Below are 18534 nucleotides of genomic sequence, written 5' to 3'. Positions count from 1 at the left end.
TCTTTTAAGGTCAAGCAATTGTCTTTTTAATTAAATTTTCCCATAATTCTTTCGATTCATCCCATGAGCCAGTTTTCATAGAACCTTTGTACAAAAGCTGCTCATAACGTTCTGTTAAGCGACTCATTGCTCTCGTACCAAAGAAGTAGTCGATATATTTGGCATAGTCTCTCAAGGTTTGGTCCGACTTACGTTTTAGCCCATATCTTTCAAGTTGTTTTAATAAAGCCAAATAAGCTGGTCTAAAACTCTCATCTTTCTTTCGATATTTAAAAACCCAAACCAGATAATACGGCATCCAATTTGATCGCTTTCTATAAATCCATAATGCGACTATTGCTATTGCCATGATTCCAAAGAAAAACCAATGCCAATTGTTTTTAAAGAAGAAGCTTATTTCTGACCAAAATCTTTTAAAGGAGAACGTGGATGTTGATTGTAGTTTATCCTCACCTTTTAAGCGATCTGGTGTTTTTTGTTCTGGCTTTTTCGCTGGAGTTGGTGTTTGCTCGCTTTTCTTAGTATCATCTTGGTACGTATCATAATTTAACGATATGTTGTTAGAGAAACCCGGAGTCGGTTCAAACGCGAGCCATCCTGAGCCAGGAAAATAAACTTCTACCCAAGAGTGGGCATTATTATTGGTCACTTCATATACTTTGCGACCATTTCCGGTAAGCTGCTTATATTCGCCATCCGAATACCCTTTTACCCAACGGGCAGGAATTCCTAATGTTCGAAGCATGACCGTCATGGATGTTGAAAAATTATCGCAATATCCCCGTTTTGTATCAAAGAGGAATTGAGCTACATAGTCCTCTGACCCTTTAGGCACTGCTACATTTTTTTGATCGTATGAAAATTCCGTTCGGTCGAAATAGCTCTCAATAGCCTTTGCCTTATCAAACCATGTCTCTTTTCCAGCGGTAATCTCCAACGCCAGTTTTTGAATATCAACTGGGAGATTTTCGGGCACTTGTGTGTAACGACTATGAAATATCGGGTCTAAACGTGCTGTTTCAATTGATTTTACTTGCTTTAATTTTCGAACACTATATTTAGGTATTCGATATTGGAAGGCATATTCACTGACTTCTATATTTTTAAAATAAATCTTCTCGGTGGTAGGATTTAATTCAAACGCTGATTTAAAAGGTGTCTCAATTTTTTCAAGACCAAAAGGATAAATGGCATGTGGATAGTTCATATACGTATAGATCCTTGCCGTTTCTTCTTTTACCTCCACATCTGCTTCAAATGCATAGATTGGAAATGTACTATCTGGTAAGATGGTACGTTTTTGTACCTCTTCTTCAGAGGTCACCCAACCCTTACCCGTATAAACGTCTTTGGATTCGATTCTCCAATAGTGCCTTGCTTCTGATTCAGCACGAAATACCACTCGGTCATCACCAATAAATGGTCCACCTAACTGCGAATCATCTACCCCGTAACCGATCCTTTGTGTTCCTCCACTCTTATCATTTAACGATTTAATAAATGGTACCGGGTCTGGCCAAATCGGCTCCGCTTTTGGAGCAATAAAGCCTACACCTATACTCACGATAATTAAAACGGTCAGAGAGGAAAGCCATTTTTTTGAAAAAGAAAAATCCTTTGCTATTCTCTCTTTTGCTAGAATTCGCTGTAAAGTTAAGATACCCATTGCACCAAAGCCGGTTACAATCGTTCTGACAATAGCACTCGTAGCCGAATAAGGCGTAAATGTATCTAAAACCGTTATATAAATCAGAGTAATAAGGAAGAACAGAAAGATTCTTTTACGATTCAATAACCAATAATGGATAAGATACGTCATTAACCAAAGTAAGATGAAAAAAAGAACCGTACGGAAAATATTCGTGAGCATCGCCCATTCCCCGTTTAACATGTATGCGAAATTTTGAATGATGTCATCGATAAAAGGTGCATACCATTTTAACGAAAAGAATGCTTCATCAAAATAAAAAAGATGAACACAATTCAATATATAGAAAACTTTAACAAGAAAGCTAATCCAAACTTTTACATTAAAAAAAGCCAAAGCAAACGATAATAGAATGTAAAAGATGAAAACACCTAAATGCCCTGTATCCGTTAATTTTTCCAATGGACGGATCCATTCCCATAACAACATAAATCCAAAGATATATAATAAGAGGGTACTTATGTCCCGCTTGGATGTATTTTGACTCATCCCCTACTCACCTCCGAAAAGGCATTTGCAAATTGACCATCATGAACCATAACGACGCGAATTCCCCTTGCATTGGCAACTGACCTTAATGACAACTCGTTGGAAGACAACGACTCCTTTGCTTCCTTTACTAGAAAAATCATAATGGAACCCTTACCCCTCGAAAGAAAGCTTGCTTTTTCAAGAAGTTGCTTTGTTAATTGCGCCGTGACTAATAGAATGGAAACGTTTTGCTGCGTTAAAAATCCTTCTAACTCTAAAACTCGGTCTAAAGGAGTCGAACCTTTACCTTCTACTTTAGCGAGATGGTAAAACAAATGATGTTGCTGAGTTTCTCCTCCTCTAATGGGATAGGAATATCTCTCAGCTTCATAACTTAATAGTCCAACCTGTGCACCTTTTCGTAATATTGCTCTAAGAATCGATGCTGTGAAGGAAACGATGATCTCAAAATGAGAATTTTGCATACTATCCATCACAACTAATACATCATGGGATTGTCTTTGCTCGAATTCCTTGGTCATAATGTCATTTCTTTTTGCCGTTGCCTTCCAATTAATCCAAGAAAATCGATCACCTGGTTGGTATTCTCTTACTCCAATAGCCATTGACGTATCTCTTTGTACTCTTTCCCTTGATGCCGTCATACCTTGATCATAATGATTTTCAAATGGACGATAAATCATCTCTGTATAGGCCGGATAAACAATAATTCGACTAGAAAACGTGACTGTCTGCTCTTTTTCGATCAGTCCTATCAGGTCACCGGTTCTTAATCTTACGTCGTTAAAATGATGCTCTCCTCGAGGGAGATTTTCAATGACATAATCAAAAGAAAGCTCTTTGCGAAAACCCGGTATTAATAAAATCTTAGAGGAATGGGTTGTATTTGAAAATTGGAGTTTCTCTGTTAAAACATCCTCTACCACAAGATAAAATAGAGGAAATCGCATATTACGTTTGATCTTTATCTGTATCTTAAGAGGCTCACCAGCATGATATTCTGTTTTCGATAACACCCTCTCCACCTTTAAATCCTTTAGTGAATAGAAAGAAACGGCCAGGCTGAGTAAGGCAAATGGCACAAAGCTAAAAAACAGAAACCAGCTAACAAATCCACCCTGAAACATCGCATAGGAAAAGGTAAGGACTAATAATAAAATCAGAATCAGCAGCTTCCATGGAAACTGAATGAGTGAAATGACCTTTTTCATTTACTTCACAAGCCTTTGCACTGGCACTGGTACGCGCTGCATCACACTCTTAATCACTTCTTCTGCTGTTATTCCTTCAAATTTTGCTTCTGATTTTAAGATCAGTCGGTGTGAAAAAACATAAGGCGCTAAAAATTGAACATCATCCGGAATGACATAGTCACGATTATACATAAAAGCATATGCTTGAGCCGCTTTCATTAACGCAATAGACCCACGCGGACTGGCCCCTAAATAAACACTGCTATGTGTACGTGTTCTTTGAGCTAAATCAACAATGTAACGTTTAATCGTATCATCCACATACACATTTTTAATTTCAAGTTGGAGAGACTTTAACTCTTCTAAACTAACCACTGACTCTAACTCCTCAATTGGAGGTGTTTTTTGAGCACGGTTTAATACTTCCATTTCCTCATCAATCTCTGGATAACCCATTTGCATTTTTAAAAGAAAACGGTCTAACTGCGCTTCAGGCAGTGGATATGTTCCTTCATATTCAATCGGGTTTTGAGTAGCCATAACAAAGAATGGTTTCTCTAATACATGGGTCACACCATCAACGGTTACACTGCTTTCTTCCATTCCTTCTAGTAAAGCAGATTGAGTTTTAGGAGAAGTACGATTGATCTCATCCGCTAAAATAATATGGCCCATAATAGGTCCTGGACGGAATTGAAATTCCATTTCCTTCGGGTTGTAGATCGATACACCCGTTACATCTGAAGGCAGTAAATCAGGCGTAAACTGAATACGTTTAAACTTTGCACTTACAGACTTTGCTAACGCACGAACCATCATCGTTTTACCTACACCCGGAACATCTTCTAGAAGGACATGTCCATTTGCTAATAAAGCGACTAAACTTAATTCGGCTACCGTTCTTTTTCCAATCATAACTTTTTCTATATTATTGATAATTCTCTCTATTTGTGGATTCATTGTATCACGCAACTTTCTTCCCCCTCTTATCCTTTTTATGACAAATATCACTATTGATATATATTCGGTATTTTTTGTAAAAATCCTGTAACAAAGTTTAGAGCTTTGCTTTCGTTCGACATTTTGCCGTATGTTGTTAGACGAATTTTTAAGTGAAAAAGTTTCATATTTGATTTATGTATATTTTGGTAATCAAAGGGACATAGACAAACTAATATAAAGAAATTTTTCATAATTTAAAACAAGCTTAATAAATTATTAGTAAGGAAAAGGAAAGGATGGGGTTTTGATGAGTGAATTTATTAAATGCAATATTTGTGGGGATTTAACCAGCTTTGAGGAAACAACTTTTATTAACAATAACCCTATTTGTCCTACATGTCAGGATCATGCCGAATACACACTAACATCCTTAAATAGAGAGAAAGAATAAATGAAAAATGCTTCCGACTATCCGGAAGCATTTTTCTTTTTAAGTATGTTATGAACAGAAAACTTCTAATTCTATAAAGTTATCCGACTTTTTTTGCTGTGTTTCCGACTTTGTCACCAAGTTATCCGTCTTTTACAAAGAGTTATCCGTGAATTTTGATGATGTTTCCGACTTTGTCACAATTTCACACAAGTTTCCTTTTTTCTAAGCACAAAAAACCTGCCCTTGCGTTGGGCAGGTTTTGCTATATTACATTGTCATTATTCTCCTACTATTTTTGCATCCTTCAACATCTCATCCGTTAAGGTAATTCCCTCTTCTTCCGCTGCTTTTTTGTTGATAACAAGTTCTAGGTTTTCCGGGAATCCTACTGGAATTTCACTAGGTTTTTTACCCTTCAGAATATCTACTGCCATTCTTCCAGTTGTGTATCCTAAGTCATGGTAGTCAAATCCGTAAGAGGCAAATGTTCCACGCTTTACCGAATCACCTTCTCCGACAAAGGTTGGGATGTCTTTTTCATTCGCAATATTGATAACCGATTCTAAAGCAGAAACAACGGTATTATCCTTAGGAATATAGAATACATCCGCACGTCCCACCAATGACTCCGCCGCCTGTTTGACATCGGAACTAGTTGATACAGTCGTTTCTACTGCTTCTAGCCCAACCTCTTCCAATGCCTTTTTAGCATTTTTAACATTGACAACGGAGTTAGGTTCACCATTGTTATAAATGATACCTACCTTTTTAGCATCCGGGATAAACTTTTTAATGGCAGCAATCGTGTTCTTTATCGCATCAGGATGCGTATCAGAAGTACCCGTTGCATTTTTACCCGGCTTTTCGAGGCTTTCCACTAGCTCCGCACCAACTGGATCTGTGATCGCCGTAAATAATATCGGAATATCCTTTGTCGACTGGACGACTGCTTGGGCACTTGGAGTGGCAATCGCTAAAATCAAGTCGTTTTTGTCTGATACTAGCTTTTGGGCAATGGACATGTTATTGTTCATGTCACCCTGGGCGTTTTGATAATCAATCTTTAAATTCTTTCCTTCTTCATAGCCAGCATCTTTAAGTGCGGCGATAAATCCTTCTCTCGCAGCATCAAGCGATGGATGCTCCACGATTTGGGTAATCCCTATTTTTACAACCTTCTCCTTTTCCTCTCCACCGGTTACCTTACTACCGCTTCCACAAGCAGAAAGTAACAGTAATGCACTTGTCATTATGACAGCCAAACTTTTCTTCATGTTATGCTCCCCCTTCATTTTTATGTAAGTATGTATTTTCATGGTGACGATAAAAGATGCTTGTCCTTCTTTACTTGGTTGAATATTATAATATTTGTAATATTCTGATTTTAACACGTTATTTAAGGACGGGACAATAGATATTATGAAGGATTTGATTTAAATATGAGAGTTTTGTAAGTTTGGTATTGGATTTATATTTATAATCATAAAACCCTGTTACAGCTTCCTACATAACAAAAAGACGATGCTCAGTTAAAGCATCGTCTTTTTGTTATGGTTATCACTACTTTTAAGATATCGTTGTTCTTATTTCATGCCATGAAAACTAACAGCTAGTTTAGCTCCAACCACTGCATTGTTTTTGACTAAAGCAATGTTTGCATCTAAGCTCTTACCTTCAGTTAGTTCTTTAATTTTTCCTAGAAGGAATGGAGTAACATTTTTACCAGAAATATGATTTTCTTCTGCCTCTTTTAATGCGGACTGAATAACCTCATTAATAGCCTTTTCGTCCATAGCATATTCTTCCGGAATCGGGTTCGCAATCACAGCTCCACCTTTAAGGTTTAAATCCCATTTTACTTTTAACGTAGAAGCGATGGTTTCCACATCATCAGCACGTAAGTTTAAAGTATATTCACTAGTTCTTGTATAAAATGCTGGAAGTACATCCGTTTGATACCCAATAACAGGTACTCCTTTTGTTTCAAGGTATTCCATTGTTAAACCTAAATCTAATATTGATTTTGCTCCTGCACAAATAACGGCTACGTTCGTTTGTCCAAGTTCTTCTAAGTCGGCTGAAATATCCATTGTCGTTTCAGCTCCGCGGTGGACTCCACCAATACCGCCTGTAACAAAGATAGGGATTCCAGCTGCTTCGGCACAGATCATCGTAGCTGCTACGGTCGTTGCACCTAGTTTCTTAGTAGCGATAAGATATGCTAAATCACGTCGTGAAGCTTTGGCAACATCTGAGCTTTTACCAAACATCTCTAGCTCTTCATCGGATAATCCAATTTTAATTTTACCATCAATAATCGCAATCGTTGCAGGGACGGCACCGTTTTCACGAACAATTTGTTCTACTTCACGAGCCGTTTTCACATTTTGTGGATAAGGCATACCGTGCGAAATGATCGTGGATTCCAAAGCCACAATCGGTTTTCCTTGTTCTTTAGCAGCTTGTACTTCTTCTGAAAAAATTAAATATTGGTTTAAAGTCATGATAATTCCTCCAAGTCTTTTTGTAGTTGTTCTGCTGATAAATCCTGTCTTACGGTGTATGAAGACTGCAATGTTTTAGCTGCATTCATGGTTCCCGCTTTGGCAATTTCGATTAATGACTTGCCTTCCAGCCAAGAGTAAATGACAGCGGAGGAAAAAGCATCTCCTGCTCCCGTTACATCCTCAATTTCATGAATGTCAATGGCTGGTATATGATAAATTCCTTCTTGTTTATTACCAATCATCGAGCCTTGTTTCCCATTCGTTATCACAACATTAGAAACACCTTTCGATAGCCACTTGTTTAAAGCGTTCTTCCAATCTTCTTCATTTTGAATTTCCAAATTAAAGTACGTTTCAGATTCATCCCGGTTTGTAATTAACCATGTAACTCCCGTTAAATCATCTGGAAGATGGGTCATCTTCGGTGATGAAACTGGAATAAGCGCGAGCGGTATGTCATGGTTTTTTGCAAAATGACTTAAAAATTGAATCGTTTCTTTCGGGCAGTTTAAATCTGCGATGATGCATTTTGAACGACTTAATAATAGATCATTTTTTTGAAGCAATTCAGGTGTGATAGATTCGTACACTTCCATATCAGCTAAGGCAATAATGAGTTCGCCATTAGAATCTAAAACAGCTGTGTAGGAACCAGTGGACTTTTCCGGGAACTTGGTCACGTTCTCTAAGTCCATATAAAGAGAGGAAGACTCTTCAATGAAGGACCATTCCTTATCGTTACCACTAGCAGAAATAAGGTAAACCTCCACCCCAAGTCTTCCTAGATTTTCCGCCATATTCCGAGCAACACCACCGGCATTTTGGGAAGTATATATCGGATTGGACGTCCCTAACTGAGCTTTTTCCCTCATATGAAATTTACGATCAATATTAGCCCCGCCAATACATATAACCGGTTGCGATTCGGTTAAAATATAGGCTCTTCCTAGGATTTTCCCTTTTTTAATAAGACCCGTAATCATATTAGCAATGGAAGGTCGGGACAATCCCAATTCTTGAGCTAATTCTTGTTGTGAAATATAAGGGTTTTTACGTATTAACTCCAATATATATTGCTCTTTTTCATTTATTTTTTCAGCCACAAACTCACCTCACCCTCATTACTGCATGCTCTATTTTGGATTAAAGGCATTTAATTCTAGTATTTTCTAATTTAATGTTCCCCTAGAAGTATGAAGACTAAACAGTCATTCACTGAACTAATGTTTATAACTTAAACTTATGTTTAAATTATATCTTTATTCAACATTTGAGTCAACTTAGTTAAACTCACTCCTTTTCCCATTAAGCAAAAAAGCCAATCAAATTAAGTTGATTGGCTTTTTGTATGTGATTCCTACCCACTATGTCATCTAATTAGATAGAATGCTTACATTTTATCGTAATGTTTTTAATGCTCCACTCCATGCAACAACTTCATCTAGCATTGTATTTACATTATCCAAATGTAACTCTTGTGGTTTAAACTCTGACCCATTAACAAAGTCAGTAAATAGACTCAATGTTGGATGAGTTCGAACATCCGCCACTTTGAGTTCCCCAAGAATACCGCGTAAATGTTCCGCTGCACGAGCTCCACCAGTTGACCCATAACTTACAATACCAGCTGCTTTGTTATTCCAAGCCTCACGGGCAAAATCGATAGCATTCTTTAATGCACCCGTAATACTATGATTATACTCTTGAACGATGAATACGAATCCATCAAGACTTGCAAGTTTTTCATTCCAAGCTGCAATTCCTGGTTCCGTACCATCTGTTGTTCCTAAAAACGGAAGATGATAATCAGCGATATCTACTATTTCATAGTTAGCATCTTCTCGTTTGTCAGCAATTTCTTTTACCCATTCTCCAACTTGCGGACTAACACGCCCTTGACGTGTGCTACCTAAAATAATCCCAATATTTAACTTTTCTATTATCATAACTTCTTCCTCCTTCGTTTGCTTTCCAAAAAGTTTGTTTAAAAATCCCATTGTATACACCACCTATATGTTTTCACTTTTTCTGTTTCACTTTAGATTCCATTCTTAAGCAACTTTTCTTAATTCATTTGAATCCTTTTTAACAAATAGTTGATCTACTGATAATAACTTGCTACCGCTGATTAGAAGATAAACTGCCATTGCCAAAAATCCTAAATCCAATTCATATCCTGCCATTTGGCCATTTCCTAATAATCCTACTGAAAGTTTTACCTTAAGTATTGCACCTATCATTAGTAGAGATAGTATCGTAGAAACAATTCTTGTTCCCAATCCAACAATTAATGCGATCCCACCAATAATTTCTATTAATGCAACAGCATAAGCCATAAATCCTGGCAAACCAATACTGCTGAACCAGCCTACGATATTTTCAATTCCACCCTGGAATTTAACAACTCCATGAACTAAGAATAGTGCGCCTAATGTTACTCGTAAAATAAGTGCTCCGATTTCGTTTTTTAACAACATTGTATAAATCCTCCCTGTCTTGTCTTTTAGTATATTTTATAATTGAGAATTATGAATTCGAGATATATGATTAAAAAAATGATATTCAACTATTCCCGTAATTTGCTTTAATCTCTATCCTTTAAACCTTTAAAATTATTCGATTGCCTGAAGGGTCAGAAGTAACGAAAGAACCATTTTCTTCCATAACAGCTGCGCCAATACTTTTAAACTGAGTAATGATTTGATTTCTTTTTTCCTCGTTTGACAGCATTAACGTAAATGATTCTAGACCAACGCTATTAGGTGAAGGCATCGGTGCTCCTACGCCATTCCAAGTATTTAAGCCAATATGGTGGTGATACTTGCCATCCGAAATGAAAAGTGCCTGAGCACCAAATCGGTTAACTACTTCAAATCCTAGCCCCTTAGTATAAAATTCTTCTGTCTTTTTTAATTCAGCGACATGTAAATGGATATGGCCCATAACAGTTCCAGACGGTAGACCCTTCCATGATTGTTGTTTCCCGAATGAGAGTAAGTCAGGAAAATTTAACGGATCAACGGTCATTTCCACTTCTCCATTTTCCCAATGCCATTCGGAAGGATCTCGGTCTATATATATTTCAATTCCATTTCCATCTGGATCAGATAGGTAAAGAGCCTCACTAACAAGATGATCCGAAGAACCAAAACGCATACCAACTTCCATAAAGTGTTGAACGATTTTAGCTAAATCAGACCGCTTAGGTAAAAGAAGAGCGAAGTGATATAATCCTGTTGTTTTTCCCTGCATAGGAAGAACATTATCTGGTTGTTCAATTGATAGTAAAGTGGTCTTTCCATCTGCAGTTAAGTTTGCGAACCTTTCAGATTGTTCTAACACCTTAAATCCAATGACTTCTTTATAAAAAGATAAAGAACGTTCTAAATTTTGAACCTTTAAGTTTACCTGACCAACAAACGTTACCGGTTCACGATGAAAATTCATTTTGTTTCCCCCTTATTCATTATTTTGTTTGGATTTATTTAATGGTCTTTCGGTATATATATTGTTGCGAACTAACAAACAATTGATACACAACTATTGGTTAGTTAGTTACTTTATGTAAGTAAGTATATTATTATAATTTAATAAAGTCAAGTAAGTATTAAAAATAATTAAGGCTGCATTCGTAAACATTGTTGCTATTAGGGTTTGGTTGCCTTCTACTCCCAATCAACGGTTTGAAAAAATAAAAAAGGAAGCCTCTCAAAAGTTCAGTGAACTTATGAGAAGCTTCTATTAAAATCCTCTATATTAGCAAAAATGTTAGCAAACCACTCTCACCTTACTATTTATTATTAGAACGTACTAAGCCGGAGTTCATAAAAATACTGCACAATTGGATGCTTTAACTTCATCTTCTCAGCCATGTTTAACATTCGCTTTTTTCCAACTCGTCTGTCCACCAAAGCTAAAATATTCAATAGGATATCCTTGCTCTCAATGCTTTCCTCTATAGAAGTGGATAAAAACTTATTAGCTACAACGATAAAATTTGATTTACTTAATGATGACTGAACTGACAAAAGCTCCTTCGCATATTCTGATAATTTTCTACTTCTTGCAATTACTTGTAGACGATCCTCGGGAACAGTCCCCTTGATTTCTTTTCTTACCGCTTCAATTTCCTCATTGTTGATAGGAATTTGAATATCTGAATCATTCTTTATTTCCAGCTCAGTCTGATACCATTTGATTAAGGTAGTTACATCACTCATATTCAGTACATTCTTTTTATCTACTGTAATATAACAACTCCCTGCTTTATCAGGTAAATAACGGTAGCTTGTTGCACGGTATTCAACCCTTCCATTTAATGCAGGACAGAGAAAACTCTCCAGATTTTGCTTTACTTTGCTCCAGGCCATGTAATTCTCCTTAATTTTTATATTATAAATAGTTATTTAGTCCATCGCTCTATTATCCAATAATCATGCCTACCAAAAATAAGAGGTTTAAACTTCATACCAAAGCTTAACATCAAAGCTTCAAATAGTTCTGTATAAACTTCCCTTTTAGCTTTGCCAATTTGTTCGATTTGGTGATCATCATATCTTTTAAATCAGTAGGAAATGTTGTAAGCACATTATAGCCATCTTTGGTTACACGGATGGTATCGGAGTGTCGATACCCGCCTACCCCCTCAATATAGATGCCTGGCTCAATCGTAATCACCATATTTTCCTCCAATATTTCGTTGCTTCCTTCTGCAATATATGGCCCTTCGTGATTTCGCAAGCCGACTCCATGCCCGGTACGATGTAATAAACGATTAAGTAGCCCATGTTGATCAAAATATGCTCGTGCCTCTGCATCGATTTCTGCAGCCCTTACACCCGCTCGTACCATACTCAAAGCCCGATTTCGTGCGTTTTGCATATGTTGGAACATTTCCACATCGTCTTTGGTAGGTTGTCCAAGAAAAAACGTCCGTTCACACTCTGCTGAATATCCGTTAATTCGATGATAGGCCATCGCGACGTTCGGTCCATCCCCAAATCGATCACCTAACTCAGGAATACTATGCGGCATCGCACTTGTCGGTGCATTCCAAACTGCTGTGAGCAATGAAGTTGTGATTGGGTCAAATTGCTTTGTTTTTATTAGGTTGGTTTGTACCTTTTTTGACAACGTAAATGGTTCTAACACACTGGCACCGCGATAAATCGTATTAAAGATATCCTCCATTGCTTCATCGCATATTTTAGCACTCATGCGAATTTTCTCAAGTTCATAGACGCTTTTCACTTTACGTTGTGCTTCGACTAACTGCTCTAAAACTAGTTCCTTTGCTTGCATGAGATGATATAAGTCTGCACGCACGTTACTCTCGATTCCTACTCGTGAATAACCTTGGATCAACTGGTTTAGTTTATCATACCAATTGCTGCCCTCTGAAGATGGAAACTCCCAATAAGAAACAATATCATAATTGATTATATTTTTATGTACGTGGGATTCTTCAAGCTTTGGTACAAGTAATGTAGGTATTTGATTGGGGATAACGATGATGAAAAAGGGGCGTTCCTCTGGTTTGTATGTAATGTTTGTGTAATACCAAATATCTTCTTCGGCAGTAACAATATAAGCATCATATTTGTTCCTAATTAGCCTCTCTTGCAATTGCTTCATCCGGTTGGTTAGTTCTTGCTTGAGCATTCCTATCACCCCCACATATTTTTTACAATTTTATGCAGCAACTTATGAAAAATGATTTTTAGCTAGGTGAATGGAGTTTCTTAAGCACTGACTTCCAATAACTTCAAAAGTAATGAAAAGGAAGCCTCCCAAAAGTTCAGTGAACTTATGAGAAGCTTCTATTGAAATCCTCTATATTAGCAAAATGTTAGCATTACACTCTCATCTTACCAACAAATCCAGTTATATCAAGGGTTTGAGGGGAGTTATTACATCATGCCGCCCCTTAGGTGAGAGTGTGTAATATCTTACACGCTGTGCGCAAAAAGTGCTGTATATCAATATTTTGTAAATTTCTGTCTGTAACATCTTTAACGAGAAATAACCGTTTTTCATTTGATTGCGTTAGCAAAATGTTAGCATTATGTAGTAAATACGCGCTCATTTTATTAAAAAGACAAATAATACCGTTTGGGGCAACCGGTTTTACCGAAGTTTGATTAGTAATTATCAATTATCAAGAAAACTCTTAACCGCATCTAATTCTTCTAATTCTTTAACTTTCCTCTCAGCAATTTCATTCAAGATTTTAGCAACTTCTTCAATTTCTAACTTCTTATCGAATTTATCATTGCTAAATTTACTTAACAAACCTTCCTCCAATTTAATATAACATTTATATTCAGTACCTAGAACACTAAAGCTTTGTCTTAAAGTACTACTTGTTTCATCATTTAAAAAAACCTTTTCACCATCTCTTAATTTTTGTTTTAACTCCTTGATAATTTGGTCTTTTTTATTATCTATCATTATTATCCTCTCTCCTTAACTTTTTCTTATAATTTACTATCATCTACAATAGGGTAATCATAAAAATATTATACCAACTTAACAAACTCGTTTAATGCTGTAGTTCACACACTCCATATGTCTAGAGTGAATAGATAACACCTGGGGTGCTAGTGATATTATTTTAATATTTAGAGTAACTATTTTGCTTCAACTCGTTGTCATTAATATTATTTATTTTCGAAGCAAAATTATAGCCTCTACATAAAGGACCGTAACAAAAAGACATTGTATGAAGATACCATTTCCCCAGTGAAACACACCCTTATTCAATAGGATTCATACTGAATTACAAAGTACGTAAATTACGTATTACAAAAAAATTAATATGGTAGGTAAGGTATTTAACTTTTCGCTGCCTTTAATAGATTAAGTGATTGTTTTAACATCGCCAAGTAAGGGATAGCCAAATCGTTTTACCATTCCAACTCATCATCTTCCTGATAAAGTGAAGAAGCATAATCCAGATATTCCATTAGTATTCTTTTACTAATTTGATCTAGGCTAATTCTGTATTGGGTTCCATACTTCATATTTAGCTCTAATGCCGTAATATCGACGCCAAGAAATCTGTCTTCATTAATATATGTATAGTCAATATCTTCATATTTCGCAATGAATTTTGTAGTGGAGTTCGTTGAGTCTTTCACACAAACAGAATCTACAGTCAAAACGAGCCCTGATTTTCCCTTACTCGAAATACTCGTATCAATAATAGCAATTACATCCTCTTTTTTGCTATTGCCTTGGCAAATATAATCAACAGCATTTCTGACCCAGCTCGTATCCTCTAACCACGGTTTGTATTCAAAAATTTCCTCGAATTTTCCCTCTAATGCTGACTTTATACCGCTCATCTTTTGTCTCTCCATTCTCTTTAATGTATCGCAAGCGTTGTAATTCATTCTATAATACTCATTCAAGGACATATGCTCCTGAAAAATAGATTCATATAATTCATCTACCCTACAAATCTCGGGACGACTATCATAAATACTGCACTTATTTGTCCTAGTGTCCAAGTGAGTACAAATCCCATCGCCTCGGTCTAAATGTCGGTACGTTTCTGTTATTCCTACTGCCCTACAGCACAATCCACAACCATCACAATGAAACATATTTAGCCCTGCATCAATACTTCTAGATACTTATTCCCATTTTCAAGTACTCTCTCTGAAATTTCATCCAACTCTCCCTCTTGCTTAAGTAGGGAAGTATCCAGAATTCCCTTAATCGTTTGGGCTAGCTGTACGCACTTATAAATCTCTTGTTGTTCATCCTTAGAATAATTCTCCCAATTTACTCCTTTAGACTCGATGATCTCCCCTAATAGCTTAACTTGGTAGGCAAGGAAAACATCGAGTTTTTGTAAAAGTTCGGTTAATTGATTGGCGCGTGTAAAAATTGCTTTCAAAGCAATTCCGATATTCCTTGCCTGTTTTTTGAAAACTTTTGCCTTATCATAATTACCATAGGCGTTATTGAGAGCGGTCTTTGCTTGACTTGCAAAAATAGCTCCGCCAATTGCAAGAGCTGGTCCAGCTACTAAACCTCCTAGCACCGCCATTCCTCCTGCCATTCCGAGACCTCCAGCAGATAATGCCCCTCCTCCAAGCCAAGCAAGGGTTGCATTAGTCGCTGCAACACCAGAAAGAGTACCAAGGGCCGTACCTGTTGTAGCTGTTACGATTAGACCACCGAGGCCGCTCATGACGACACTATAAGTCCCATATGCTAGTAAAGCACCTGACCCAATTGCAGCTATACCATTGATGGCAATTTTCTTTGCTTCAAATGAAGCTTCCTTCAATTGTTTAAAGCTTTCACTTGTTGGATTGAAGTTTCTAAGTTCATCAATCCCTTCACTATTTTTTAAATTAATGTTTTTGATTTTCTCAAAGCTTTGGACAAACTCGTTAATTGAGGTTGATAAAATAAGAATTTTCACTTGACCTAGCTCAGTTATTGCCTCGTTTGTTTTTTCTCTTGCCATATTAATAAATTCTTCCGACTCTCTTGCAATATCCTGTGATGTTTGATTAAGTGATTTTGCTTTACCCATATCCCTTTTAGCATCAAAGCCTTTTTTGACTCCTGCTGCAGCTGATACCGCAGCGATCCCGGCTGCTATTGCAGGTAATAATGGTAATGGCATATATATACCCCCCTCAATAAAGTTAAAAATCTAAAACTGAATTTTTATCAATCATAAAGTTATTGAATTCATTAAAATTCTTAAATTTCAATGCTATACCCATTTCGATTGCAATATTGCTTAAGGATTTTGTAAATAAGTCAAGATTGTGGTTATTGCTGGAATCCTCTAACATGGAAAGACTTTCGGAAAAGACCTTATACCTATCAGCATAAAATTTTTCGACTAAGATGAGTAGTTCCTTCCCTTGTTTATCCATGGATTCCATAGCAGCAGTGGCTACGGCATGAATACGATTTCTCCGTTCATACGAAAGCCGCTCCTCTTTAAGGGTCTGCATACAAGCTCGGTAAATGGTCGAACTAGACAAATAACCAACCATCCCTCCTACAACTGTTCCAACGCCTGGAAAAACCATTGTCCCCACTGCCGCTCCAAAACTAGCTGCCATCATACCAGTCCCTTTCTCCCCTAACTCTTCAACAAGTTCAATACTATTGATTTCACCTTTCGCATAGCGGATTAATGATTTTCCAACCTGGACAGTCGCAGTTGCAATCATGGCAGGCATATTGGTTTTTGATAAATTGACAAAAACACTATTTTGACTAGTTGCCATAAATCCTCTGATGGCTGTATCTGTTGCTCCAACTACATACGCTGTTGCGGCACCACCCGCTGTGTCCTTCGCTACATCTTTAGTCGCATCGAATACACCTTTTTCACCTCGAATTAGGCTGGTAACATTTTGTGCTGTAGAAACTGCCGCCGAAATAACTGCTGCACTTTTGGCATTTTCTAGCCCTGAGCGATGCGCTGTTTCCAAAACATACTTGGCCGTTGCTAATTGAGGGTGTTCTCTTAGGAAAATTGCCTCCTTTGATGTAATTCCACTATCCTTCAAATCTTCTGATACTTTTCGGTAATTTGCTGCTTTTTGGTCTAATAGTTCAGCTTTATCAAAATTGCCTTCACTTCTTAATTTATCTGCTTGTTTGGATAAGCTATTGGCCTTATCCTCAGCATATTTCTTTGCAATCTCGTATTGTTCCTTTGGAACTAAAACATCATTCCCGCGGTACTTTTCCCATTTATCTCCGGTCATTTTATTCACTAGATTCTCAGAACTTCGCTGTATTTCTTCAGGGGTACTGAACTTACCACAAAACTTCATTTGCGCACCCCAAGAAGGATTTCCTGATTCGTCTACTGATAAAATATCGTATACTTGATCATTACCTCTACCAATATCATTTGATCGATGAACTCTATTATCATTCCTATTGATAATGTTCTCAGCATTTGTTTTATCAACATAGTGAATTTCAGCAGAAAAGCCAGCTTGTTGCTTAATGTTCTGATACTCAAAATCGGGATTCACCTTAGATTCAGAAACTTGCTTTAGTCCCTTTCTAATAATGTCACCATTTTCATCAATAGTCCCTTTATAACCTTTGATGTACTCGGATGCTGCTCTCCCATAGCGTTCTACATTTTCAGTAGTTGCAGCTCCTATAACCGAGTCCACTAGTCCGCTATGTTCTTTTTCCTTGTCCTTTTCATCCATTATAAAAAGCACCTTTCGTTACAATATTCATCCTAGGTTAATTGAACTACTTTCGGGAAATGTATAAATTATTATAGCTACATTTTATTATAAACCAAATATAAAACTCGTTAAATATAGTTATATTAGCCTAGTTTAAAGTTATATTTGAACACCTTGTACGTTTTTTTAGTATTATTATATCGTATCAATTTCTATTAGGTAAAGTTTCCCAGAATCAATTAGAACTCTCTGAATAAAAAAACTAGAGGCACACCTCTAGTTTTATAACTTTTGAAATATTTACGATTCTAATACCAACTTTATAGCCACTTCTTCTATCGTTACGTTATTGAAAACTAAAAAAGGCTTCTCAAAAGTTTTTCTAAACTTATGAGAACCTTTATTAGTTTACTTATGTTAGCAATCGCTCACAAATCCTTATATATCAAGAGATTGAGAAGCTATCACATCATGCCTCCCCTAAGGTGAGAGTGTGTAATATCTTACACGCTGTGTGTTACTGTAATATCTTTAATGGGATTTAATCGATTTTCACTGGGTTGAGTTAGCAAAGTGTTTGCATTTGCTTTATGACTACATTGACAATAAACGCCCATGCCATCCTTTTTTTCCAGCAGTTGCCGCTCAATTTACCACTTGCTGTTAAATAACTAGTCATAAAAAAACTTTAAAACGAATTCAAAAAAATATTAAAGATTATTAATTACATCAATTTTATCAATACCATTACTTAACTCTCCTATTTCACCACACCAACTACAAGTTACCCTATACTTTTTACTATTCCAGCAATTAAGATGTCCACGGCTGCAGAGGAAAAAGCCTTTTGCATCGCAGAAAGGACAACCAGGATATTCATCTCCCTCAATAAGGTTACCCTTTATGGTTGTTTTATCGAATCCTTCTTGTTTTGCGGCAGACTCTTTTATCGGGAATGCCCATGTGTATTCCCAAAAGTTAGAATTGATTTGTTCAAAACGAATGCCGTAAAGTGATTTTGAAGAGTTGCATTTACATAGAGCAATTACTACACGCATCTATTTCA

17 protein-coding genes and 1 pseudogene are annotated in these 18534 nt (G+C 36.7%); 1 reads left to right on the top strand and 17 read right to left on the bottom strand.

Annotation, left to right across the window (positions count from 1 at the left end):
• Positions 1-10 precede the first annotated feature (10 nt).
• Genes ACSBPO_RS00450 through ACSBPO_RS00440 form a run of 3 tightly spaced genes read right to left on the bottom strand, consistent with a single transcriptional unit; the run spans position 11 to position 4353 of the window.
• Positions 11-2197 carry a transglutaminase TgpA family protein gene (locus ACSBPO_RS00450; protein ID WP_442597699.1) on the bottom strand — a complete coding sequence of 729 codons (2187 nt, stop codon included), beginning with the start codon at positions 2195-2197 and terminating at the stop codon, positions 11-13.
• Positions 2194-3411: a DUF58 domain-containing protein gene (locus ACSBPO_RS00445; protein ID WP_442597697.1), complete on the bottom strand. Its 1218-nt coding sequence runs from the start codon at positions 3409-3411 to the stop codon at positions 2194-2196. The genes ACSBPO_RS00450 and ACSBPO_RS00445 overlap by 4 nt, the downstream gene beginning before the upstream one ends.
• On the bottom strand, positions 3412-4353 hold the full coding sequence (locus ACSBPO_RS00440; RefSeq protein ID WP_442600275.1) for an AAA family ATPase: 942 nt from the start codon (positions 4351-4353) through the stop codon (positions 3412-3414).
• A gap of 289 nt (positions 4354-4642) precedes the next feature.
• On the opposite strand from ACSBPO_RS00440, the gene ACSBPO_RS00435 reads away from it, so the two are divergent.
• A complete protein-coding gene (locus tag ACSBPO_RS00435) occupies positions 4643-4786 on the top strand; it encodes a hypothetical protein (protein WP_442597695.1) in 144 nt (47 codons plus the stop codon).
• A 260-nt stretch (positions 4787-5046) separates the two neighbouring features.
• On the opposite strand, the gene ACSBPO_RS00430 is transcribed toward ACSBPO_RS00435, so the two are convergent.
• From ACSBPO_RS00430 to ACSBPO_RS00365, 14 genes and pseudogenes are all read right to left on the bottom strand, one after another.
• Positions 5047-6042, bottom strand: coding sequence for an ABC transporter substrate-binding protein (locus tag ACSBPO_RS00430; RefSeq protein ID WP_442597693.1), 996 nt, complete (start codon positions 6040-6042; stop codon positions 5047-5049).
• Between the two features lie 309 nt (positions 6043-6351).
• Entirely contained in the window at positions 6352-7272 is a 921-nt protein-coding gene (locus ACSBPO_RS00425; protein ID WP_442597691.1) for a pseudouridine-5'-phosphate glycosidase, read from the bottom strand.
• The gene (locus tag ACSBPO_RS00420) at positions 7269-8378 is read right to left on the bottom strand and encodes a carbohydrate kinase (protein ID WP_442597689.1); all 1110 of its coding nucleotides are present in this window, start codon (positions 8376-8378) and stop codon (positions 7269-7271) included. The genes ACSBPO_RS00425 and ACSBPO_RS00420 overlap by 4 nt, the downstream gene beginning before the upstream one ends.
• A gap of 294 nt (positions 8379-8672) precedes the next feature.
• A complete protein-coding gene (locus tag ACSBPO_RS00415) occupies positions 8673-9272 on the bottom strand; it encodes an NADPH-dependent FMN reductase (RefSeq protein ID WP_442597687.1) in 600 nt (199 codons plus the stop codon).
• Positions 9273-9326: 54 nt separating this feature from the next.
• Entirely contained in the window at positions 9327-9752 is a 426-nt protein-coding gene (locus ACSBPO_RS00410; RefSeq protein WP_442597685.1) for a DoxX family protein, read from the bottom strand.
• 121 nt (positions 9753-9873) lie between these two features.
• Positions 9874-10722, bottom strand: a complete 849-nt coding sequence (locus tag ACSBPO_RS00405; protein ID WP_442597683.1) for a VOC family protein — start codon at positions 10720-10722, stop codon at positions 9874-9876.
• 353 nt (positions 10723-11075) lie between these two features.
• Positions 11076-11645, bottom strand: coding sequence for an SF0329 family protein (locus tag ACSBPO_RS00400; protein ID WP_442597681.1), 570 nt, complete (start codon positions 11643-11645; stop codon positions 11076-11078).
• 112 nt (positions 11646-11757) lie between these two features.
• Positions 11758-12936, bottom strand: a complete 1179-nt coding sequence (locus ACSBPO_RS00395) for a M24 family metallopeptidase (protein WP_442597679.1) — start codon at positions 12934-12936, stop codon at positions 11758-11760.
• A 489-nt stretch (positions 12937-13425) separates the two neighbouring features.
• Positions 13426-13725, bottom strand: a complete 300-nt coding sequence (locus tag ACSBPO_RS00390) for a hypothetical protein (protein WP_442597677.1) — start codon at positions 13723-13725, stop codon at positions 13426-13428.
• Positions 13726-14180: 455 nt separating this feature from the next.
• Positions 14181-14687, bottom strand: coding sequence for a hypothetical protein (locus ACSBPO_RS00385; RefSeq protein ID WP_442600442.1), 507 nt, complete (start codon positions 14685-14687; stop codon positions 14181-14183).
• 87 nt (positions 14688-14774) lie between these two features.
• Positions 14775-14882: pseudogene (locus ACSBPO_RS00380) on the bottom strand (YkgJ family cysteine cluster protein); the annotation flags it as partial.
• Between the two features lie 2 nt (positions 14883-14884).
• Positions 14885-15919 carry a hypothetical protein gene (locus ACSBPO_RS00375; RefSeq protein WP_442597675.1) on the bottom strand — a complete coding sequence of 345 codons (1035 nt, stop codon included), beginning with the start codon at positions 15917-15919 and terminating at the stop codon, positions 14885-14887.
• A 22-nt stretch (positions 15920-15941) separates the two neighbouring features.
• A complete protein-coding gene (locus ACSBPO_RS00370) occupies positions 15942-17486 on the bottom strand; it encodes a hypothetical protein (protein WP_442597673.1) in 1545 nt (514 codons plus the stop codon).
• Between the two features lie 692 nt (positions 17487-18178).
• Positions 18179-18526, bottom strand: a complete 348-nt coding sequence (locus ACSBPO_RS00365) for a TerY-C metal binding domain-containing protein (protein WP_442597670.1) — start codon at positions 18524-18526, stop codon at positions 18179-18181.
• Between the last annotated feature and the right edge of the window lie 8 nt (positions 18527-18534).

The organism is Neobacillus sp. D3-1R (assembly GCF_052180215.1).
GTDB lineage: Bacteria > Bacillota > Bacilli > Bacillales > Cytobacillaceae > Pseudoneobacillus.
The sequence above is the reverse complement of the archived record's forward strand: the minus strand, read 5'-3'. Positions and strand labels throughout refer to the sequence as shown.